Here is a 20,464-nt window from a genome sequence, read left to right as displayed (position 1 = left end):
TCAGAACCCGCGTCGAGCTGGCGCGGCTTCATAACCGCATGCAGGCGACGATGATCTATGTGACCCACGACCAGACCGAGGCGATGACGCTCGCCGACCGGATCGTGGTGCTCAACAATTGCCGGATCGAGCAGATCGGCACGCCGATGGAAGTCTACCTGCGTCCGGCCTCGCGTTTCGTGGCCGGTTTTGTCGGCTCTCCGGGCATGAATTTCCTGAAGGCCGATCTGTCGGGAGACGGAGCGCATACGGTGCGCATCAATGACGGCTCCGTTCTTGAAATCGATATCCCCGAAGTCGCGGCCGGGCAGTATGAACTGGGCATACGTCCGGAATCCGTCCAGGTCGTCAGGGACGGCCAGGCGGCCGTCACGACGGCCACTGTCGGCGTGGTGGAGCGGCTTGGCGAACGGACGCTTCTCTACTGCACCCTCGCCGACGGCACGGAGCTGATCGCGACCGACAGCGGCCGGACCGAGGTCAAGACCGGCGACATGGTGCCGCTCGCCTTCGATGCGACGGCATGTCATCTCTTTGACGAAGCGGGACGCGCGTTCCACGTCCACTGACCGGCAAAGGGTCTGCGAAAATCAAGGCGCCGCGGCGGATTCGCCCGCGGCGTTTCGCATGCGGCGCAGAGGAGAGAGGCGGAACCGCTTGCGGGCGGGCGCTCGGCGTCTCCGTCTGATGGCCCCGACCGAGCCGCGCCCTCGACGCTTGGAATCGCTGGGACGGGCTTGCCTTCCGCGTCCGGCCTTTGCGGATGTCGCCCCATTGCCGGGCGACGGTCTGGCAGGTCCGACGATCGCGTTTCCATTCCGGCCTGGATGAACGGCTTCGACGAACAAGCGGGTTCCGCCTTTCCCGACGATCTACCCCTTGATGCCGGCGGAAAGCGTGATGGCCTGGGTCACCTTCCGCTGGAAGACAAGATAGGCGAGGGCGACGGGGAGGCCGGCCAGGACGGCGGCGGACAGTTCGCGGGCGTAATACACCCCGAAGGCATCGTTCACCTGGGTAATGCCGACGGTGATGGTCATCATTTCCGTCTTCGTCACGGCCAGGAATGGCCACAGGAAGGCGTTCCAGGACCAGATGAAGGTCACGATCGCCAGTGCGGTCGTCACGCCCCAGTTCATCGGCATGTAGATGCGGGTGAGAATGCGCCACTCTGAGGCGCTGTCCATGGCCGCCGCCTCGCGGAAATCCTTCGGGACGTTATCGAAGAACTGCTTGTAGACGATGATGACCACCGGATGGATCAGCTGCGGCAGAACGATGCCGGCCCAGGTGTTGATGAAGCCGAAGCGGGCCATCAGCTCGAAATGGTTCACGATCAGAACCTGCATCGGCACCATGAAGCTTGCGAGGATCAGTACCCACAGGACCTTGCGGAAGGGAAATTCGAGTTGCGAGATGGCGTAACCGCAGAACATCGAGGATCCGACGGTCAGAACGGTGATGGCAACCGCCGTGACGATGGAATTCAGGTACCAGATGCCGATCTGTGTCTGCGTGAGCGCGAAGTAGTAGTGCGAGAAGGTGAGCGTTTCCGGCCAGAGCTCGATATAGCGTCGCACGACCTCGTCTTCGGGCTTCAGCGAGGAGATGACGCCCCAGTAGAGCGGGAAGGCCCAGACGACGGCAATGAAGACGGTCAGAAGCGTGATCGCCAGGCCGGCAATGTTGAGGCGCCTTGCTGTTGTCGCGTGCATCATGCCCTCCCTTTCGAAAGTCGCGTCAGCTGAAAGTTGAGAACGGAGACCACGATGACGAGGATGAACAGGACGACAGCCGCAGCCGCGGCACGGCCGCCCTGATCATACTGGAAGGCCCTCTGGAACACATAGTAGACGAGAACGAGATTGTCGTTCGGCCGGCCGCCGGTCGAAAACAGGTAGACCTGGTCGAAAATCTTCAGCTGCGAGATCAGTTGTATGGTCAGCACCAGCGCCGTCACCGGCCACATCAGCGGCCAGGTCAGCCGGCTGAAGGTTGTCAGGCGCGACGCATTGTCGAGCGCGGCCGCTTCGTAGATCTCGGCGGGTATTGCCCGCAGCCCCGCCAGAAACAGCAGGATCGAAAACCCGGCGGTCCACCAGATCGTGATCATGGCGACGGCCGGCATGAACCACACGGTCGACTTGAACACCGGCACCCGCTCCATGCCCAGGAGATCGAAAAGATACATGGCGATGCCGAACTGGAAGTTGAGCGTCCAGTCCCAGATGAGATAGACCACCGAAACCGGCAGAATATAGGGCAGGAAGAACAGGGCCAGGATCAGCGCCTGCAGCCTGCCCTTGAGCCGGTTGATGCCGAGCGCGATGCCGAAGGCCACCAGCGTTCCGGGAATAACGGTGAGGGCGACGAAATAGGCGGTGTTCCAGAAGGCCGTGTTGAAGCGCCGGTCGCCCCATAGCCGCGTGTAGTTGTCCAGGGCGACATATTCGCCGCCACCGATCAACGGCGCGTCCTGAAACGAGGTGATGAACATCCGGATCGTCGGGTAAACGAAGATCAGTCCATAAATGACGATGAACGGAGCGACCAGCAACAGGGCGACGATCGCTTCATTCCGTTTGTTGCGGAGCATGGGGGGCCTCAGATCACGTTAGGCTGACGTGGGAACCGCCGGCGGCGTCGCCGGCGGTTCCGAGTGATTACTGAAGGTCGTTCAGCTCGTACTTGATTTCCTCCACCGCTTCGGCCGGTTCCATTTCGCCGTTGAGCGTCGGCACGAAATAGGTGGACATGACGTCGTAGATCGGCCCCGCCACACCGGCTAGCGGCGATTTGGGATCAAAGATCATGTTTTCCGTCAGGCTCGAATAGGTCGCGTTCGGTTCCATGGTCTGGTACTCGTCCGACTGCGTCACCGGTCCGTAGGCCGGAATATGGCCAGCGGTCGCCCAGAACAGCGAGTTCTGGGCCATCCACGAAATGACCTCCAGAACGGCAGCCCGCTTCTCCGGGCTCATCTCCTTGCCCGAATTGGCGGGAATCGCGAAGGTGTGGCTGTCCGCATAGGTCGAGGGATGGTCGAAGATGACCGGAAGCTCGACAGCGCCCCATTCGAACAGTTTTCCCTGATCCTTCAGGTCGATCATCGTCGGAACTTCCCAGACGCCGTTGATCATCAACGGCGATTCGCCGGAGGTGAACAGGGCGACGGTCGCGGGATAGTCGGTATAGGTCGTCTGCAGCCCCTCATTGGTCCAGCCCTGCAGCGCCGCGAGCGTATTTTCGAGCTTTTCGGCGTTGTCTCCGGCGAGGAACTCGCCGTCGGTCATCAGTTCACCGTCCTGCTGGCCCATGAAGGAATAGATGGTGCGGAACATGAAGGTGCCGTCCGCAGTGGTCGAGGCGAGCGGATACTCGGACCCGGCCTCCTTGAGGCCCTTCAGCGTGGCTTCGAAGCCTTCGCGGGAATCGAGACCCATGGGCTTGCCGTCCTCGGTCAGAAGCCCGGCCGCCGCGAGGGCGTCCTTGTTATAATAGAGGACGATCGGGTGCGTGTCGAAGGGAACGGCGTACTGCTTGCCGTCCACGGTCACCGCGTCCCAGGTCGAAGGGGCATAATCGGCCTCGGAGAGGCCCATTGCCGACCAGTCGTCCGGCGTGATTTCCTGAAGGATGCCCTGACTGACGGCCAGCGGAATGCGGCTTGCGTGGTAGGTCATGATATCGGGGCCTTCGCCGATCGCCGCCGAGGTCCGGACCTTCGAGTAGAACGGGGTGCCCCATTCCAGCGTGGTCGCATCGATGGTGATCTCGCCTTCGTGGTCGGCATTGAAATCGGAGATCAGCTGCTTCATGCGAATGCCGTCGCCGCCGGAAAGGAAATCCCACCACGACACTGTTTCCTGGGCCTGAACCGGGCCGGCCAGCACCGCCGCCGCGATGATCGCACCCGAAGCCACACCAAGCATTTTCGACATTTTCTTCTCCTCACTTTTCAATGCGGCCTCCCGCCGCACGGTTGAAAACTCCGACGCATCGCATCCCGTGCAATGCGTCTGCCGGGCGCCGCCACGCCAATGCCGGCATGATGACGGCCAAGCGCATTCTCAGTTCTCCTGGCGGTCGGGACGCCGCCCGGTCCGAGCCGCCGAACGCCTCCGGCCTTCACCTTTCCGAGGCACCCGGTCACGCCGGATGCGCTTCGGGGATGCCGCGCGGGGCCGCATCCCGCCAGTCCGCCCTTGCCTAAAGCGTCACGCGGATCATCGAGTAGGAATAGGGCGGCACCGTCAACGAGACCCTGCCATTCGTCAGGGTCGCGCCATCCTGTTTCACCGGCTTCACGTTCTCCGGATTGTCCTTCGTGTTCGCCGCCTCGAGATTCTCGTGCTTGATCAGCGTGTGCTCGACAGATTTGGCTTCGCCGAACCGTTCCAGCGCCAGGTCGATGGTCATCGGCTCTTCCCCATTGCGGTTGACGGCGAAGAAGGTCAGCGTGCCCGCGTCGTCGTCATGGACGCCCGCAATGTCGAGGTAGGAGACATCGGCAGCAACATCGGCATTGTAGCGCGCGCAGTCGACATCGAGAGCGAGCGCCGTGCCCCTGCCGAAACAGGAGGCAAACTGGAAGGGATAATAGATCGTCTGCTTCCAGGCCGCGCCGCCCGGCTCCGTCATGATCGGCGCGATCACGTTCACGAGCTGGGCGATGCAGGCGATGCGCACGACATCGGAGCGCCTGATGAAGGTATTGAGGATGCAGCCGACCTGAAGAACGTCCTCGAAATTGTAGACATCCTCAAGCAGCACCGGCGCGTGCGGCCAGTCCCATTCCTTCATGCGTTTTTCGTCTGCTTCCCGCTCATGATACCAGACATTCCACTCATCGAAAGATATTTTCACATCTTTCTTCGAGCGTTTCTTCGCCTTGATATAGTCGATCACGCCGCTGACTGAACCGATATAGCGGTCGAGCTTTTCCGGAAGCGCGAGATACTCGCGCGTGTTCTTCTCGTAGTTCATGAAATACATGTGCAGCGAGATATAATCGACCTGGTCATAGCTCTCGTCGAGAACCGTCGCCTCCCATTGCGGGAAGGTCGGCATGTCCGAATGGGAGGAGCCGCAGACGACCAGTTCGAGCTTGTCATCGAAAGACCGGATCGCCTTGGCGGTCTCATTGGCGAGATGGCCATATTCGGCCGCCGATTTGTGGCCGACCTGCCAGGGACCGTCCATTTCGTTTCCGAGGCACCAGAGCTTGACGTTCCAGGGGTCGGCCTGACCGTTCTTGCGGCGCAGGTCCGACCAATAGGTGCCGCCCGGATGGTTGACATATTCGACAAAGTTACGGGCGGCGTCGAGGCCGCGCGAGCCGAGATTGACGGCCAGCATCATTTCGGTGTTGGCGGCCTCGGCCCATCGGGCGAATTCGTGAATGCCGACCTGGTTGGATTCCGCTGTCCGCCAGGCAAGGTCGAGACGGGTGGGGCGCTCGCTCTGCGGGCCGATACCGTCCTCCCAGTTATAGGCCGAGACGAAATTGCCGCCGGGATAGCGGCAGATCGGCGTGTCGAGCTGACGCACGAGATCGATGACGTCGCGGCGCATGCCGTTTTCGTCTGCGGTGGGATGTTCAGGCTCATAGATGCCGGTGTATACTGCGCGTCCGAGATGCTCGAGGAACGAGCCATAGAGGCGTGGATCGATCGTGGAAATGGTGAAGTTCTTGTGCGCGGTAACGCGGGCCTGCATGGTATCTCCTCCGCAATCTAATTCTTGGTATAAACCAATATTTATGGATAATAAAGACCTGATCGAAACGTTCGTCAAGCCGATTTTTGCCGGGCGGATGTTTTCCGGGCGTAATTTTCCGGCCTTCTATTGGGTGGTCATGCGCAGGACGATGTCCTGGTCGTAATTGCCGAAACCCTTGCCGAAGATGTTGACCCCGCCGGGATGGCGGGCGTCCTCGCGCACGCTGATCGACAGGCGGATCGAGTGGTGCCGGTCAAGCTGAAGGTCGGCGAGGCAGACATCGGATATCCTGATTCCGTCGACATAGGATCCGGAGCCGGAGACGCGGAAGCGCTTCAGCATGCCGTATTGCGAGCCCTTCAGCTTCCACCAGTCCGGCGTGAACGAGCCGCGGCGGTCCCCGTAGTCGCCCGGCGATGTCCAGTGGCCGATGTCGATGCCGTTGACGGTGATCGTGATATCGGAGGGCCAGTCCGGGTTCGTCCCCGGCGTTTCGGAGGAGAGTTCCATCGAGAACTCGATCTCCGTGACATCAAGGTTCGCGAGCCGGGCATTATTGGGAAACTGGTATTCCACGGTGCCGCGGGTGAACCAGATCAGCCCGGCCTTCATGCGCGCCGGATCGAGAAACGAATCGGGCACGTCGAGCAGCCCGATAATGCTCTCGTCGGTGCAGAGCCCGCATGGCGCGCTGACGTCGAAAGCGGTATAGAGGCCGACCGGCATCGACACCTCGATACCGTCCTCGCGGCGCTCTTCCGCCGCCTCGCCGAAAACGATGGCGATCTCGTCGTAAATATTGGTGCAAAGCTTCTGGCTTCCCTTGCGCGCCCGCTGGCTTTCCGTGCGGATCAGCCCGGCCTCTTCCAGCAATTGCACGCTGAGAGAGACGGTTGACTGCGGCAGGTCCAGGCTTTCGCCGATCTCCTTCACATTGAGCGCGCCCTTGCGACGCAACAGTTTGAGAACGGCGATGCGCGCGGGCGCGGCCAGCCCCTTGATGACCTGGAAATCCTTTTCAGGATCGACGACGAGGAAATTTCTTGGCATGGGTGTTCACTGCTGGAAGGCCGTTGTCAGAAAAGTTTCATATCAGGATTCTTGGCATGGTCAAACGCCGACGGGCCTGCCGCTCCTGCCGGCCTCTCGAGCGGAAACGGCGGCAGCATCCCCGCGCCCGCAATCCGGGCGGCAGATCGTCGCGCGCATACGGCCGGCGAAGCGGGGCCCCTGGAATTGCCTTTGCTCCAGCGGATGCTCACGGCCGGCACTCGCCGCATGGATCGCCGAGGCCGGCGGCTCAGGCAGAAGGTTGGAGAATGCGGGTTTCCGTCCGCTCGGGGAGAATGAAGGCGAGTGCCCAGGTCGCACCGTTCGGCAAGCGGCCGTTCGGAACCGGCAGCCCGGCAGCGACGTTGTTTCACGATTGTGTTCATGCGACAGGCCTATTAAAACGGACACGCCGCAGCTGTGTTCATCCCGCGGGGCAGCGACGATCCTTCGCAGACGGGCCGTTTGTCACTTCCGAGATCGCCAGCACCTCGGGAGCGAGGGAATGAAATCAACATTTGCTTTAAGGCCGGAAAGCGGAACGGAAAGTTATGATCGCGCTCATCGGCGTTTCCCCTGCCATCGCGGCGCTTGTGCTTCTGGCGCTTCTTTTCGCCGCCTTCACGATCGAAAAATACCCTCCCGATGTGACCGCCGTCATCGGCGCGGCGCTGTTCATCGTCCTTGGCCTTGTGCCGGCGGATGATGTGATGGCCGTGTTTTCAAGCTCTGCTCCGATCACGATCGGGGCGATGTTTGTGGTTTCCGGGGCTTTGCTGCGCACCGGCGTGCTGGATGCCCTCGCGGACTTCATTGTGGAACGGGCCAAATCACACCCTGCCCTTGCCATTGTGATCTTCATCATCATCGCGGCATCGGCTTCCGCCTTCATGAACAGCACGCCGGTTGTTCTTGTTCTCATTCCGGTTGTCGTCCGCCTGGCGGCCAGTCTGAGCATGGCGCCCACGCGATTGCTGATACCGCTCTCCTACACGGCGATACTCGGCGGGACCTGTACATTGATCGGCACGTCGACAAATCTTCTCGTCGCCGGGGTGGCGCAGCAGAACGGACTGGATGCTTTCTCGATTTTCGAGATCGCGCCGGTCGGCGTCATCTCGGCGATCGTGGGCGGCGTGTCCGTCTTTGTCCTCGGCAAATTCCTGCTGCCGCACCGGGATACGGATCAGACTGTGGGCAATGAAGAGACGCCGTTTCTGTCCGAGGTCACCGTGCTGTCCGATTATGCCGGGGTCGGCAAACGACTGTCCGAGGTCAGTGATTTTCAGCGTTCCGGCATCCGGGTGACGGGCATAAGGCGCGGGAGCGAGATCGAACGAAGCGATCTCCCCGAACACATCCTTCAGGAGGGCGACGCCGTGATCCTCATCGCCCCGACATCCGAGCTCCTGACCTTCGAGGAACTGGCCGGCCTGCAGGTCGGCCTGCGGCGATCGGTTCTGTTGGAACCCGATGCCGAAATTCGTGTGGCGGAGGTCATTGTGTCGCCTTCACGCAGAAGCTCGGGCAGGCGCATTGCGGATCTCGCGCTCGGGCGGCGTGCCGGCATGCGCGTGCTTGGCGCCTACCGGGCCAGCCATGTGGCAGGGCCGGACCTGCCCAACGTTCAGTTGCGCCCGGCCGACAAGCTTCTTCTTGAAGGCACGTCGGAAGGGTTTGGCGACCTGTCGAGGGTCGGGGACGTCGTTTCGGTTACGGAACCCGGCGGCCGCGCCTTCCGGCGGCGACAGGCGCCGATTGCCGTCCTGACCCTGGCCGGCATCGTCAGCCTTGCCGCATTCAACGTCCTGCCGATCGGGATTCTCGCTCTTCTGGGCGTCGCAGTCATCCTTGCGCTGCGCTGCATTGACAGCGACGAAGCCTGGCAGACCATCGACGGATCCATTCTCGTCCTGATCTTCGCGATGCTGATCGTCGGCGCCGGCCTGGAAAACAGCGGCGCCGTGGAACTCGTCGTGCGGATGCTGAAGCCGTGGCTGGAAAACCTGTCGCCGATGCTGATGCTGCTGGCGGTCTATTTCGTTGGCTCCGTCCTGACGGAAACCGTCACCAACAATGCCGTCGCGGTTGTCTACACGCCGGTTGTCATTGCGCTCGCCACCCAGCTTGGTCTGGATCCCCGGCCTTTTGTCGTCGCCGTCATGTTCTCCGCCAGCGCAAGCTTTGCGACGCCGATCGGCTACCAGACCAATACGCTTGTCTACGGCGCGGGCAACTACCGGTTCAGCGACTTCCTGAAGATGGGAATCCCGATGAACATCATCATCGGCCTGACGTCCGTCTTCGCGATCGGCCTCTTCTTCCCCATGTGAGTGCGCCTTACTGCAGCGGCCGGCGCGTTGCGCCACATCAAGAAACCCTGGGTGAAGGGGTGGGCTAGCCAGTCCCTTCCGCAGGCGGTCAGAAGTCCGGTCACCGGTCCCGTCCCGAGCCGTCCCGTTTCGCCTGCAGGCGGGACGCGCGGCTCGGGCTCTTTCCGCGCCGGTCAGGCTTGCCTAGAGCATTTTGCAGTCAGATGAAAACATCTGACGTTCGGGAAAATGCGTCAAAACAAGTAGATAGACCGGATTGGCGTTTCCACCAAAGGCGGAACCGCTCTAATCGGCCTTGTAGTAGTCGTCGCCATAATTGGCTGCATAGCCGTAACCGTAGCCATAGCTATAGCCATAGCGCTTGAAGCCTTTCGGGTCGATCTGGTTGAGGACAAGGCCGCCGATCACGTCGCGCGAGAACAGGCTCATGGCTTCCTCGACCTGCTGGTGATGGGTCGAATCCCACTTCACGACGAACAGGACGGTATCGACGAACTGGCTGACGACACGGGCATCGGGCACGATCAGGACGGGAGGCGTGTCAATGATGACGATGTCATATGCCTCCCGCGCTTCCGCCAGGAGCCTTTGCATGCTTCCCGAGGTCAAAATGTCGGCCGCATTTGCCTCCGTCTTTTCGCCGAAGAGTATGTCGATCCCGTATTCCGCACGGTGCGAGACGGCGTCCTTTAGGCTTGTGTCGCCGGTCAGGGCGGAGATCAGGCCGGTGCCGCTGTTGTTTTTGCCGAAATACTGTTCGAGTGAACGCCGGCGCAGGTCGCCCTCAATGAGGAGAACGCTCTTGCCCATGCCGACAAAATTCAGCGCGAGAGAGGCCGCGATGGTCGTTTTGCCTTCGCCCGGTATCGAAGAGGTCGTCATGAGAAGCTTGGGTGGCTGGTCAATATTGCCGAGCAGCACCGAGGTTCTCAGGTTGCGAATGGCCTCGGTAACGGGTGATGTGGGGTTTTCCAGAACGTAGCTGAGCACGCCCTTCCTGTTGCGGCTGGCGATCAGCGGTATCTGCCCGGTCACGCGTATGCCCGTGAACTGTTCCAGTTCCTGGGAAGAGCGGAAGGTCCGCTTGCGCAGTTCGAGCAAAAGCACGATGCCGCTTCCGAGGGCGAAGCCCAAAAACGTGCTCATCAGCACGATCAGCTTCTTGTTCGGCTGGGATGGCTCCAGCGGCACGACGGCATAGGACAGGATCCGGCTATCGGATTGCTGGATGCCTTGCTGTGCCGAAGTCTCCTTCAGCCTGGCGAGAAAATACTCATAAAGCGTGCGATTGGCTTCCGCCTCGCGCGTCAGCTGTTCCAGTTCGACGAAAGCCTCGCTTTCGGTCTGGATCTTCTCTTCCAGAATGCTTTCAGATGTGCGCAGCGTGTTGAGCTGGGAATCCGCTTCCGAAACGGAGCGCCGGGCGCGCTCGACCAGCGAAGCGAACTGGGCATCGAAACGGCGGGCCGCATCGGGGTCGGTCTGTGCCCGGACCGCGAGACCGTCGAGCAGGCTGTTGTCAGCGATGGCTGCCTTTTCGGGATAGGTTTCAGCCGAAGAGACCTGGGCGAGAAACTGACTTGCCTCCTCGGCATCGCGTGACGTCGCTTGAATCCGATCACGCAATGATCTCAGCTGCCGCTCGAGGCCGGACAGGACGTCAGGCGAGATCATCGGCGTATTCGTCTTGAACTCCTTGACGGCGTTCTCCGATTTCTGGAGGCTCAGCCTCAACTCGCTCACCTGGTCACTCAACCAGTCGATCGCCTGCATGGTCGCGTCGCGTTTGACGTCAATCTGGCTCTGAACATATTGTTCGGCCACGGCATCGGCGAGCCGGGCCGACTTTTCCGGCTCTTCGGTGCGGGCCGTTATCCTGAACGCCGTGGTGTTGGGCACGACCAGAACCGAATAGCTTTCCAGAACATGATCGATCACCTGGTCTCTCAGAAGGCTTTCGGAGAGGACCTCCTCATCGGCCCCGAGGTTGTTCCCGGCCGGCAGGAATGACTTGATCGCATCCTTTATCCGGTCCGCCAGGTCCGGCTCCTGCAGCGTCGTGTTGAATTCCGGGTCGGACATGAGGTCGAGCTCATCGACCACCTTGCCGACAAGAATGCGGGACCGCATGACTTCGATCTCGGTCTGAACCACCGTTTCGTCGTTTGTCAGCTGGCTCAGGACACTGGGCAGATCGACGATCTGCTCCGACTGGCTGTTTAGCATCACGACCGAGTTGGCGCTGTAGATCGGCGTCGTCAGCATAATCGCGTAATAAACGCCGAAGCCCGCAAAAATGGCGGTGACAAATGCAATGATGAACTTGCCGCGCCAGAAGACCTGAAAGAGTTTTCCGAGGTCAATTTCGTCGTCGTCGTTAAGGTTTTGAATTTGATTCATATCAGCCCGTTGTTTTTTCAAGGCGCTCTGTAGGCAAAAAGTGAGGCGAACCCTAGGGGATAAAAAAGATTTCCCGAAAAATAAACTTATCCAAACAAAAATGATCCTAGCCGCCGTGCGGGCGAAAATCTAGATGGGAAGTGGCCGGAGAAATCGGAACGGCCGAGATAAATGAGGTTCGGCCTTCCCCGCCGTCTTGTCGGCGGGCGCCGGCGTCGATTTCGAGCATGCTGCCTTCGTCCCGAAAATCCGGCCTGCGCAGGGCCGCTTTCAAAGGCGCGTGTCAGGGGCGGCACTGCACATTGATCACATCATCGACGGTATGGCGAGCGCGATCGCCGGGAAGGCGATCAGCAGGGCGATGCGGACGATGTCCATGGCGACGAAGGGAAGGAGGCCGGAGAAGATCGTTCTAAGGCTTACATCGCGCACCACCGTGTTGAGCACGAAAGCGTTCATGCCGACCGGAGGCGTGATGTAGCTCACTTCCGTGATGACGATGACGAAGATGCCGAACCAGATCAAGTCGAAGCCCTGTGCCGCCACGATCGGGTAGAAGATCGGCACGGTCAGCGTAATCATCGAAAGCCCCTCCAGCACGCAGCCGAGCAGAAGATAGACGATCAGGATGGCGATGATGGTGGCATAAGGCCCGTCGCCGAACATCGACAGGGCCGACTGGATATCGGCCGTCATGCCCGACAGGTTGACATAATTGGTGAAGGTCAGCGCGCCGAACAGGATGAAGAACATCATCGCCGTGGTCTTGGCGGTAGAATAGAGAATGTCGCCGAGGTCCGAAAGTTTCAGCCGGCCGGAGAGCAGCGCGAGCAGGAAGGCGCCGAAGGCGCCCATGCCGGCGCTTTCCGTTGGCGTGAAGATGCCGAGATAGATGCCGCCCATGACGAAGACAAAGAGCAGGAGCGCGCCCGCCGTGCCCTTCAGCGCCAGAAACCGCTGCTTCAGCGGGAGTTTCGGCTCCGCCGGTAGGTCCTGCTTTGAAAGGTGCACCGAGATCATCACCGCGATCGCGTAGCCGAAAATGCCGAGGAGGCCGGGCAGAATGCCGGCCATGAACAGCTTGCCGATATTCTGCTGCGTCATGATGCCGTAGAATACCAGAATGACCGAGGGCGGGATCAGGATGCCGAGCGTGCCGCCGGCGGCGATCGAGGCGGTGGCCAGGCTGTCGGGATAGCCGAAACGGCGCATGGAGGGCAGCGCGATCCTCGACATGGTGGCAGCCGTAGCAAGCGACGAGCCGCAGACGGAGGAAAACCCGCCGCAGGCGGCAACCGTTGCCAGCGCCAGCCCGCCCTTGCGGTGCCGGAGCCAAGCATGGGCGCTGTCATAGAGCTCGCGGGCAATGCCGGACTGGACGACGAAATTGCCCATCAGCAGGAAAAGGGGCATCACCGTCAGCGTGTAGGAGCGGCCATTGTCGAAGAAGGTGGCGCCGAGCAGCGCGAATGACGGCTTCAGGCCGATGATCGAGGCCGTGCCGATAACGCCGACAAGCGTCAGCGAAAAGGCGATCGGCATGCCGACGAGGAGCAGCGCGACCAGCGCCGCAATTCCGATGGGCCACTCGATCATTTCATTCTCTTGAATAGCGCGGCAAGCGCCAGCGCAAGCGTGATGAGCGCCGAGATGCCGGCAAAGACCGCGCAGAACCAGACGACCGGGGCGACGGGAAGGCGCAGCGAATTGGTGACGAGATTATAGCCGCCGACCTGCGCGCCGTAGATGTAAAGCCGCCATGCGATGATGCCGAGAACGCCGGAGGAGACAAGGCCGGTAACAAGCAGCCGCGGACGCTCGCTCCAGCGCGGCAGCGATTTCGTCACGAGATCAACGGTGACATGGCCGCCGTCGAGGCAGACGGCCGGAAGGCCGAGATAGACGAGGGAGACGAGAAGCAGTTCGGAAAGCTCCGCCGCGCCCTTGACCGGTGCATTGAGGAGATAGCGGCCGATGACATCGAAGACGGTGAGGCACATCAGTGCCATCAAGAGGGCTCCGGCGGTTACGCTCAAGACAATGCGAAGGCCGCGAGCCAGAGGGCTCGCGGCGCCCGCGCGTTCGGAAACAAGGTCTGCGTCGCTCATTCAGCCTGCAGTGCTTCGATGTTTTCCTTCATCATCGCAACGGCCTTTTCGGACGGAATGCCGGCGGCATCGATCTCGGCAAGCTTGGCCTCGACCACCGGCGCGACCATTTTGCTGATCGCGTCAACCTGTTCGGGGGTTGCGTCGTGGAAGGTCACCTTGCCCTGCATGGCCTCGAAACCGGCCGCATCAGCCGCGTCCCAGGCCTGGCCCGCCAGCCGCGCCAGCGCCTCGCCGGAGACGCTGTCGATCGCGGCCTGGTCTTCGGGCGAGAGCCCTTCCCAGGTATCCTTGTTCATCACAACGAAAAAGGAGGTGTTGTAGAGCCCGCCCGGAATGACAAGCGCCTGATCGACCAGATCCGTCAGACCGAAGAAGTTGACGGACTCGTAGGGAAAGGTGATGCCGTCGGCGACGCCCTGCGACAGAAGCTCGTAGGTCTGCGAGGAGGGGCCTTCGACCGGAACGCCGCCGAGCGCGCTCACCAGTTCATGAACGATGCCGCCGCCGACGCGGATCTTCGCGCCGTCGATCGTCGAAAGCTCGGAAAGGTCGCCGCCCTTCATGAACACCTGGCCGGGACCGTGGGTGAAGACGGCGAGCACATGCACGTCGTCATATTCGCCGGCTTCCTTCAGCAGGCTGTCCCATGTGCGCCAGTAGGCCACCGAGGTTTCCTCGGCCGTATCGCCCCAGAACGGGATCTCGGCGAGGTTTGTGGTGCGGAAACGGCCGGGGTTGTAGCCCTGCACGCCGAAGGTGATATCGGCGACGCCGTTGACGGCGAGATCATACTGGGCCGGCGGCGGCCCGAGCGGCGCCGGAAGGATGCTGGCCGTCACCCGTCCGTTGGTCGCCTCGGAAATCGAGGCCGCGAAAGGCGCGATCACATCGGCCACCAGCGGATGCGACGGCGGCAACCAGTTGGCGACCGTCAGCGTCTCGGCGCTTGCCGCCTGGCCTATGAACAGCGCGCCCGCGAGCGCGCTTGCCGATCTCAGCATGATCTTCATCTTTCCCCACTCATGGTTTTTAAAGGACTTTGCGGTGGCGAAGAAGCTGGACCAGGCCGGCTTCGATTGTCAATCGGGAAAGCGCCGCAAGCCGGCTTCCGCCCTGCGCATTGGCGCATGGCAGGAGAGGTTTTGCAACAGCGTGCACCGCCGGTGCGGCGAAAGGCGGCGTCGGGCCTGTCGTAACCCGAACGATCGGTTTCCGGAAATCCGTCGAAAACGCCGCGGCGGCATTTGCTGCAACGTTACAGATTCTCGGCCAGATTAACGATGTTCAGGTCAGACAAGAGCGACATGGCATCGAAAGCACGTCGTGTTGCATGCGCTTGAGGTTTCGACATGAAGGTAAATATCGGGCGTTTAAAGCGCTTTGGGATGCCAATTTATGCGAGTAATCGCAATCTCCGGCTTTTGGTGTCCTGTTTTCTGTGCTAGGGAGTCTGCGCTGGAGGAATGAGGGCTGTCCGACCTGAAACGATACGGTAAGCCTGCACCAAGGATGGGATTTCAAAAAATGAAATACGGTTTTTTCGACGACGCCGCGCGCGAATATGTGATCACACGCCCTGATACGCCCTATCCGTGGATCAATTATATCGGCTGCGAGGGCTATTTCGGCATCCTGTCGGGCACCGCCGGCGGCTATTCCTACTACCGCGATGCGCGCCTGCGCCGCCTCACCCGCGGCCGCTACAACAATGTGCCGTATGACAATGGCGGCCGGTACGTCTATGTCCGCGACAATGAGGACGGCGATTTCTGGTCGCCAACCTGGATGCCGACGCAGTCGGCGGTCGAGGATTTCGCCTGCCGCCACGGCATGGGCTATTCGACGATCGGTTCAAAACGCAACGGCATCCGCGTCTCAAATCGCTATTTCGTGCCGCTGGGCGAGACGCTGGAAATCTGGCAGCTGACCGTCACCAATGAGCGCCTCGTGCCGGCAGACCTTTCGCTGTTCTCCTCGGTCGAGTTCTGCCTCTGGGACGCGCTGGACGACCAGAGCAACTTCCAGCGCAATCTCTCGACCGGTCAGGTCGAGGTCGAAGACGAGGTCATCTACCACAAGACCGAATATCGCGAGCGCCGCAATCATTTCGCCTATTTCGCCTGCTCCGAGCCACTGGCCGGTTATGACACGGCCCGCGAGGACTTCCTCGGACCCTGGCGCGGCTGGGACAAGCCGGTTGCCGTTGCCGAGGGCAGGTCGCGCAATTCCGTCGCCCATGGCTGGTCGCCGATGGGCTCGCATCAGGTGAAGATGACGTTGCAGCCCGGCGAGACCCGCCAGGTGATCTTCGTGCTCGGCTATCACGAGAACGACAAGGACGCGAAATTCGACCCGCCCGGCTCGCAGAGGATCAACAAGAAGACGGTGAAACCCGTCATCGACAAATATCTCGATGCCGGAAATGTGGAAGCGGCGTTTGCCGCGCTCGGCAAGCACTGGGACGATCTTCTCGGCGTCTATCAGGCGGAAACGCCCGATATCCATACCGACCGCATGGTCAATATCTGGAACGCGTACCAGTGCATGGCGACTTTCAACATGTCGCGCTCGGCCTCGTCCTTTGAAAGCGGCATCGGTCGCGGCCTCGGCTTCCGCGATTCCAACCAGGACCTGCTCGGCTTCGTTCACATGGTTCCGGAGCGCGCCCGGGAGCGCATTCTCGACATCGCCGCCACTCAGTTGTCGTCCGGCGGCGCCTATCACCAGTATCAGCCGCTGACGAAGAAGGGCAATAACGACATTGGCGGCGACTTCAACGACGATCCGCACTGGCTGATCATCGGCGTTGCCGCCTATCTCAAGGAAACCGGCGACTTCTCGATCCTTGAAGAGCCCGTCGTGTTCGACAACCAGCCGGGCACGGAAGAGCCGCTCTACGCCCACCTCCAGCGTTCCATGCAGTATGCGCTGGACCGCATCGGCCCGCACGGCCTGCCGCTCATCGGCCGCGCCGACTGGAACGATTGCCTCAACCTCAACTGCTTTTCCGAGACGCCCGGCGAAAGTTTTCAAACGACCACCAGCAAGGATGGCAAGGTTGCGGAAAGCGTGTTCATTGCCGGTCTCATGGTGCTTTCGGCGAAAGAGCTGTCCGATATTGCAAAAGAGACCGGAAAGGCGGAGGACGCCGAGTTCTACGCAAAGGTGTCGAAGGACATGGACGCCACGATCCGCGAACATGGCTGGGACGGCGACTGGTTCATCCGCGCCTATGACGATTTCGGTCGGCCGATCGGCTCCAAAGAAAACGCGGAAGGCAAGATCTATATCGAAAGCCAGGGCTTCTGCACGCTCGCAGGCGTCGGCGTGGAAGACGGCAAGGCCCGCAAGGCGCTCGATTCGGTGGCGAAACATCTGGCGACGCCGCATGGCATCGTCGTGCTGCAGCCGGCCTATACCAAATATTATATCGAGTATGGTGAGATCTCGACCTATCCGCCGGGCTACAAGGAAAATGCCGGCATCTTCTGCCACAACAATCCCTGGGTGGTGATCGGAGAGACCGTACTTGGCAATGGCGATGCGGCGTTTGACTATTACACCCGCATCAATCCGTCGGCGCGCGAGGGCATTTCCGATACGCACCGGCTGGAGCCCTATGTCTATGCCCAGATGATCGCCGGCCGCGATGCGACCCGCCACGGCGAGGCCAAGAATTCCTGGCTGACGGGGACGGCGGCCTGGAACTATTATGCCGCGACCCAGTTCATTCTCGGCATCCGTCCGGAATATGAGGGCCTGCGCGTCGCGCCGGTGATCCCGGAGCGCTGGACCGGCTTTACGGTGAAGCGCACCTGGCGCGGCGTGACCTACGACATTGCCGTCACCCGCAAGGGCCCCGGCAATGACGTGGCGCTGACCGTCGACGGCAATGCGATCGAGGGCAATCTGATCGCCCCGCCGGCCGAAGGCGTTACCACTGTCAAGGTCGAGGCCGTGATCGGCTGACGGAAATACGAGGGTCGGAACCGGTGCGCGCGCCCGCAATTCGGCTTTGGCCGGATTGCGGGCTTTTGCATCGGCTTCAGTCGCCCGCCTGCCCGTCGGCCAGCAGGCCCCCCGCAAGCATCGAAAACGCCTGGATGGCCTTGGGCAGCGCAAGCTCCGGCCGGTCGCTTGCGGCAATCCATGAGGCCGCGTTGAGCGCGGCGCCGGCCAAAAGACGGGCGGCAGCCTCCGCATCCACCGGCTTGACAATGCCGTCCGCGATCAGCCTTTCGACGGCCCCTCTGGTTTCTTCCAGGCATGCGTTCTGGCTTGGCCATTGCGAAGGGTCGCCGAGGAAGGCGGGGCCATCGCGCAGCACGATGCGCTGCACCTCCGGCTCAAGCGCCATCTCGATATAGGCGATGCCCTCCGTCAGCATCGCGTCCCAAGCGGTCTCGGCCCTTTCAGCCTGTCTGCGCGCTTCCGCCGCCATCTCGCTATCGATCTGGTGGACCACGGCGGCGAGCAGGCCGCGCTTGTCGCCGAAATTGTGGTAGAGCGCACCGCGCGTCAACCCGGCCTCTGCCGTCAGCTCATCCATCGAGGCTGCGGCATAGCCCTTTTCGGCAAAGGCCTTGCGGGCCGCGGCGAGCAGCCTTGCCCGATTGGCCTCCATTTTCTCGGCGCGCGTCGCCATGGGATCATCCTTGCTTAATATACGCCTCGTATGTCAATTGACATACGAGGCGTATGCGAATAATTCATGTACAAGCCGTATATCAGATGCCCGGCCACCGGGAAATGCCGGTCCGGCTGCGGCTCTTCGCCAAAAAGGAGAGTTTCCATGACGACACGCAACGCCATTTACCCTGACGACAGGGATCGCCACGCTCTTTATGACGCTCACGGCTATTCACCGGCCGTCCGCTCGGGCGAGTTTCTGTTCGTCTCGGGCCAGGTCGGGAGCCGCCCGGACGGAACCCCCGAGCCAGGATTTGAGGCTCAGGTCCGTCGCGCATTCGACAACCTTTCCAATACGCTGCGAGCGGCCGGTTGCGACTTCGACGATATCATCGATGTCATGAGCTTCCACACTGATCCGGAGAACCAGCTGGAAACCGTACTTGCGGTCAAGAATGCGTTTTTCCCGCAGCCGCCCTTTCCGACGTGGACGGCCATTGGCGTGACCTGGCTGGCCGGTTTCGATTTCGAGATCAAGGTCGTCGCCCGCATGCCGGACGCCGCCTGAGTTATCCGTTTGCTCCCGATGCGTAGTTTCAATAGGTTAGAGCGCCGTGCGTCCGAATGGACGCACGGCGCTCTAAAACAAAAAAAAGCCGCCCCGAGGGGCGGCTTTTTTCATAAGGTCTGCAAGAAACCGATCAGGCTTCCTTCGGCGTCAAAACCTGGCGGCCGCGATACATGCCGGTCTTCAGATCGATATGGTGCGGGCGGCGCAGTTCGCCGGAATTCTTGTCCTCGACATAGGTCGGGTTCTTCAGAGCGTCTGCAGCACGGCGCATACCGCGCTTGGACGGGGTCGTTTTTCTTTTCGGTACAGCCATTGGACTACTCCAGTTTCGGCAAGGCTCAGTCACCGGCGGGCTTGACCACCGCGATTTCGGCCTTTGAATGCATGAAATTTGGCGCGCTTATACAGGTCTTGCGCCTGTTTGACCAGTCCCCGCGGCTTTTTTTTGCACCATGCGGCAGAAAGCGTCCGTCTCACACCTCGTCTTCGGGAACAACCCAGCTTTCGGCCAGCGCCCCGTCGCGCCAGCGCTGGAAGGCAGGCAGGCTTTTCACCGCGTTCATGTAGGCCAGCGTGGGCATCGTATCGGCCAGTTCATAGATCTCGAAGCGGTTGACGACCGGCGCATACATGGCGTCCGCCGCCGTGAAATGGCCGAACAGGAAGGGGCCGCCGGAGGCCTCCAGCGCGTCGCGCCACATGGTCTCGATCCGCGCCACATCGGCCTTCACCGCGTCGTTGACCGCAAGCGGAGCGGGCTTGCGGCCGAAATTCATCGGGCAGGCGCCGCGCAGCGCGCGAAAGCCGGCATGCATCTCGGCTGAAAGCGCGCGGGCGGCAGCGCGTTCGATCCGGTCTTCAGGCCACAGCTGGGCTTCGGGATAAAGCTCGGCGACATATTCGATGATGGCGAGCGATTCCCATATCCGCGCCTTGCCGTGATGGAGCACCGGCACCATGCCGACCGGCGAGATCTCGCGAAAACGCGGATTGCCGGCGGGAAAATCAAACGGGATCAGCACTTCCTTGAACGGAATGCCCGAGGCCTCCATGGCAAGCCATGGCCTCAGCGACCAGGATGAATAGCGCTTGTTGCCGATATAAAGCGTCAGATCGCGCATGGGGCGTCCTTTCCGATAGCCATTCCGCGGGCGGGAGTTAACCGCAAATGCCGGCGATGCGCCAATGGAATTATCGGATATCAGTCATAAAGGCAGCTGATATAGGCGCCGGAACGGGCGGAAAGCCGTTCCACCCGGTCGGCAAGCCTGTTCATATGGGCGCTGGGGGCTGCGGCCTGCCGGCCTGTCGGGTTCGGCAGCGAAACGGCGAGAAGCGCTGCCTGGCGGCGCGAGAGGGCGGAGGCGGGCACGCCGAACTGCTCGCGCGCGGCCGCCTCGATGCCGAAGGTCTCCGGTCCCCATTGGGCAATGTTGAGATAGATCTCCATCATCCGTTCCTTCGACCAGAAGGCGTCGGCGGCAACGGCCAGCGGCAGTTCCAGGACCTTGCGCACATAGGAACGGCCGTTCCAGAGGAACAGGTTCTTCACCGTCTGCATGGGAATGGTGCTGGCGCCGCGCGTCTTCTCGCCGGAAAGCGCGTCCTCGATCACGGCCTTGTATTCGCGCCAGTCGACGCCATAATGA

17 protein-coding genes are annotated in these 20,464 nt (G+C 61.3%); 4 read left to right on the top strand and 13 right to left on the bottom strand.

Annotated features, from left to right (window positions below):
* A partial coding sequence (locus AC5DC2_RS05500) for an ABC transporter ATP-binding protein (RefSeq protein ID WP_491697779.1) occupies positions 1 to 569 on the top strand: 569 nt, incomplete at its 5' end.
* A gap of 303 nt (positions 570 to 872) precedes the next feature.
* Here the strand turns inward: AC5DC2_RS05500 and AC5DC2_RS05495 are convergent.
* From AC5DC2_RS05495 to AC5DC2_RS05475, 5 genes are all read right to left on the bottom strand, one after another.
* On the bottom strand, positions 873 to 1,715 hold the full coding sequence (locus tag AC5DC2_RS05495; protein WP_024709955.1) for a carbohydrate ABC transporter permease: 843 nt from the start codon (positions 1,713 to 1,715) through the stop codon (positions 873 to 875).
* Positions 1,715 to 2,596, bottom strand: coding sequence for a carbohydrate ABC transporter permease (locus tag AC5DC2_RS05490; protein ID WP_024709956.1), 882 nt, complete (start codon positions 2,594 to 2,596; stop codon positions 1,715 to 1,717). The genes AC5DC2_RS05495 and AC5DC2_RS05490 overlap by 1 nt, the downstream gene beginning before the upstream one ends.
* Before the next feature lie 67 nt (positions 2,597 to 2,663).
* The gene (locus AC5DC2_RS05485; RefSeq protein ID WP_491697780.1) at positions 2,664 to 3,932 is read right to left on the bottom strand and encodes an extracellular solute-binding protein; all 1,269 of its coding nucleotides are present in this window, start codon (positions 3,930 to 3,932) and stop codon (positions 2,664 to 2,666) included.
* A 277-nt stretch (positions 3,933 to 4,209) separates the two neighbouring features.
* Complete coding sequence (gene arfA / locus AC5DC2_RS05480; RefSeq protein ID WP_024709958.1) at positions 4,210 to 5,718, bottom strand: arabinosylfuranosidase ArfA; 1,509 nt, start codon at positions 5,716 to 5,718, stop codon at positions 4,210 to 4,212.
* Positions 5,719 to 5,844: 126 nt separating this feature from the next.
* Entirely contained in the window at positions 5,845 to 6,771 is a 927-nt protein-coding gene (locus AC5DC2_RS05475) for an ArsR/SmtB family transcription factor (RefSeq protein ID WP_024709959.1), read from the bottom strand.
* A 551-nt stretch (positions 6,772 to 7,322) separates the two neighbouring features.
* Here AC5DC2_RS05475 and AC5DC2_RS05470 point away from each other — a divergent pair.
* On the top strand, positions 7,323 to 9,104 hold the full coding sequence (locus AC5DC2_RS05470; RefSeq protein ID WP_491697778.1) for an SLC13 family permease: 1,782 nt from the start codon (positions 7,323 to 7,325) through the stop codon (positions 9,102 to 9,104).
* A gap of 285 nt (positions 9,105 to 9,389) precedes the next feature.
* Here AC5DC2_RS05470 and AC5DC2_RS05465 read toward each other — a convergent pair whose 3' ends face one another.
* The 4 genes from AC5DC2_RS05465 to AC5DC2_RS05450 all read right to left on the bottom strand — a co-directional run bounded on the left by AC5DC2_RS05465 (position 9,390) and on the right by AC5DC2_RS05450 (position 14,616).
* Entirely contained in the window at positions 9,390 to 11,504 is a 2,115-nt protein-coding gene (locus AC5DC2_RS05465; protein WP_491697777.1) for a GumC family protein, read from the bottom strand.
* Between the two features lie 306 nt (positions 11,505 to 11,810).
* Positions 11,811 to 13,100 carry a TRAP transporter large permease gene (locus AC5DC2_RS05460; RefSeq protein ID WP_491697776.1) on the bottom strand — a complete coding sequence of 430 codons (1,290 nt, stop codon included), beginning with the start codon at positions 13,098 to 13,100 and terminating at the stop codon, positions 11,811 to 11,813.
* A complete protein-coding gene (locus AC5DC2_RS05455; RefSeq protein ID WP_491697775.1) occupies positions 13,097 to 13,513 on the bottom strand; it encodes a TRAP transporter small permease in 417 nt (138 codons plus the stop codon). Before AC5DC2_RS05455 ends, AC5DC2_RS05460 begins: the two co-directional genes overlap by 4 nt.
* A gap of 95 nt (positions 13,514 to 13,608) precedes the next feature.
* Positions 13,609 to 14,616 (bottom strand): TRAP transporter substrate-binding protein, encoded by a 1,008-nt coding sequence (locus tag AC5DC2_RS05450; RefSeq protein WP_491697774.1) that lies wholly within the window; start codon positions 14,614 to 14,616, stop codon positions 13,609 to 13,611.
* 523 nt (positions 14,617 to 15,139) lie between these two features.
* Between AC5DC2_RS05450 and AC5DC2_RS05445 the strand changes: the two genes are divergently transcribed.
* The gene (locus AC5DC2_RS05445) at positions 15,140 to 17,584 is read left to right on the top strand and encodes a glycoside hydrolase family 94 protein (protein WP_491697773.1); all 2,445 of its coding nucleotides are present in this window, start codon (positions 15,140 to 15,142) and stop codon (positions 17,582 to 17,584) included.
* 76 nt (positions 17,585 to 17,660) lie between these two features.
* Here AC5DC2_RS05445 and AC5DC2_RS05440 read toward each other — a convergent pair whose 3' ends face one another.
* Entirely contained in the window at positions 17,661 to 18,260 is a 600-nt protein-coding gene (locus tag AC5DC2_RS05440) for a TetR/AcrR family transcriptional regulator (protein ID WP_491697772.1), read from the bottom strand.
* Positions 18,261 to 18,407: 147 nt separating this feature from the next.
* On the opposite strand from AC5DC2_RS05440, the gene AC5DC2_RS05435 reads away from it, so the two are divergent.
* Positions 18,408 to 18,812, top strand: a complete 405-nt coding sequence (locus tag AC5DC2_RS05435; RefSeq protein WP_491697771.1) for a RidA family protein — start codon at positions 18,408 to 18,410, stop codon at positions 18,810 to 18,812.
* A gap of 133 nt (positions 18,813 to 18,945) precedes the next feature.
* Here the strand turns inward: AC5DC2_RS05435 and rpmF are convergent, their stop codons facing one another.
* The 3 genes from rpmF to AC5DC2_RS05420 all read right to left on the bottom strand — a co-directional run.
* Complete coding sequence (gene rpmF, locus AC5DC2_RS05430; protein ID WP_024709968.1) at positions 18,946 to 19,128, bottom strand: 50S ribosomal protein L32; 183 nt, start codon at positions 19,126 to 19,128, stop codon at positions 18,946 to 18,948.
* A 160-nt stretch (positions 19,129 to 19,288) separates the two neighbouring features.
* Positions 19,289 to 19,936 carry a glutathione S-transferase family protein gene (locus AC5DC2_RS05425; protein WP_024709969.1) on the bottom strand — a complete coding sequence of 216 codons (648 nt, stop codon included), beginning with the start codon at positions 19,934 to 19,936 and terminating at the stop codon, positions 19,289 to 19,291.
* A gap of 80 nt (positions 19,937 to 20,016) precedes the next feature.
* The coding region (locus tag AC5DC2_RS05420; RefSeq protein ID WP_491697770.1) for a biosynthetic peptidoglycan transglycosylase at positions 20,017 to 20,464 on the bottom strand (448 nt) is incomplete at its 5' end.

It is taken from the genome of Martelella sp., from assembly GCF_984369615.1.
This window is presented reverse-complemented; position numbering and strand designations above follow the sequence as displayed.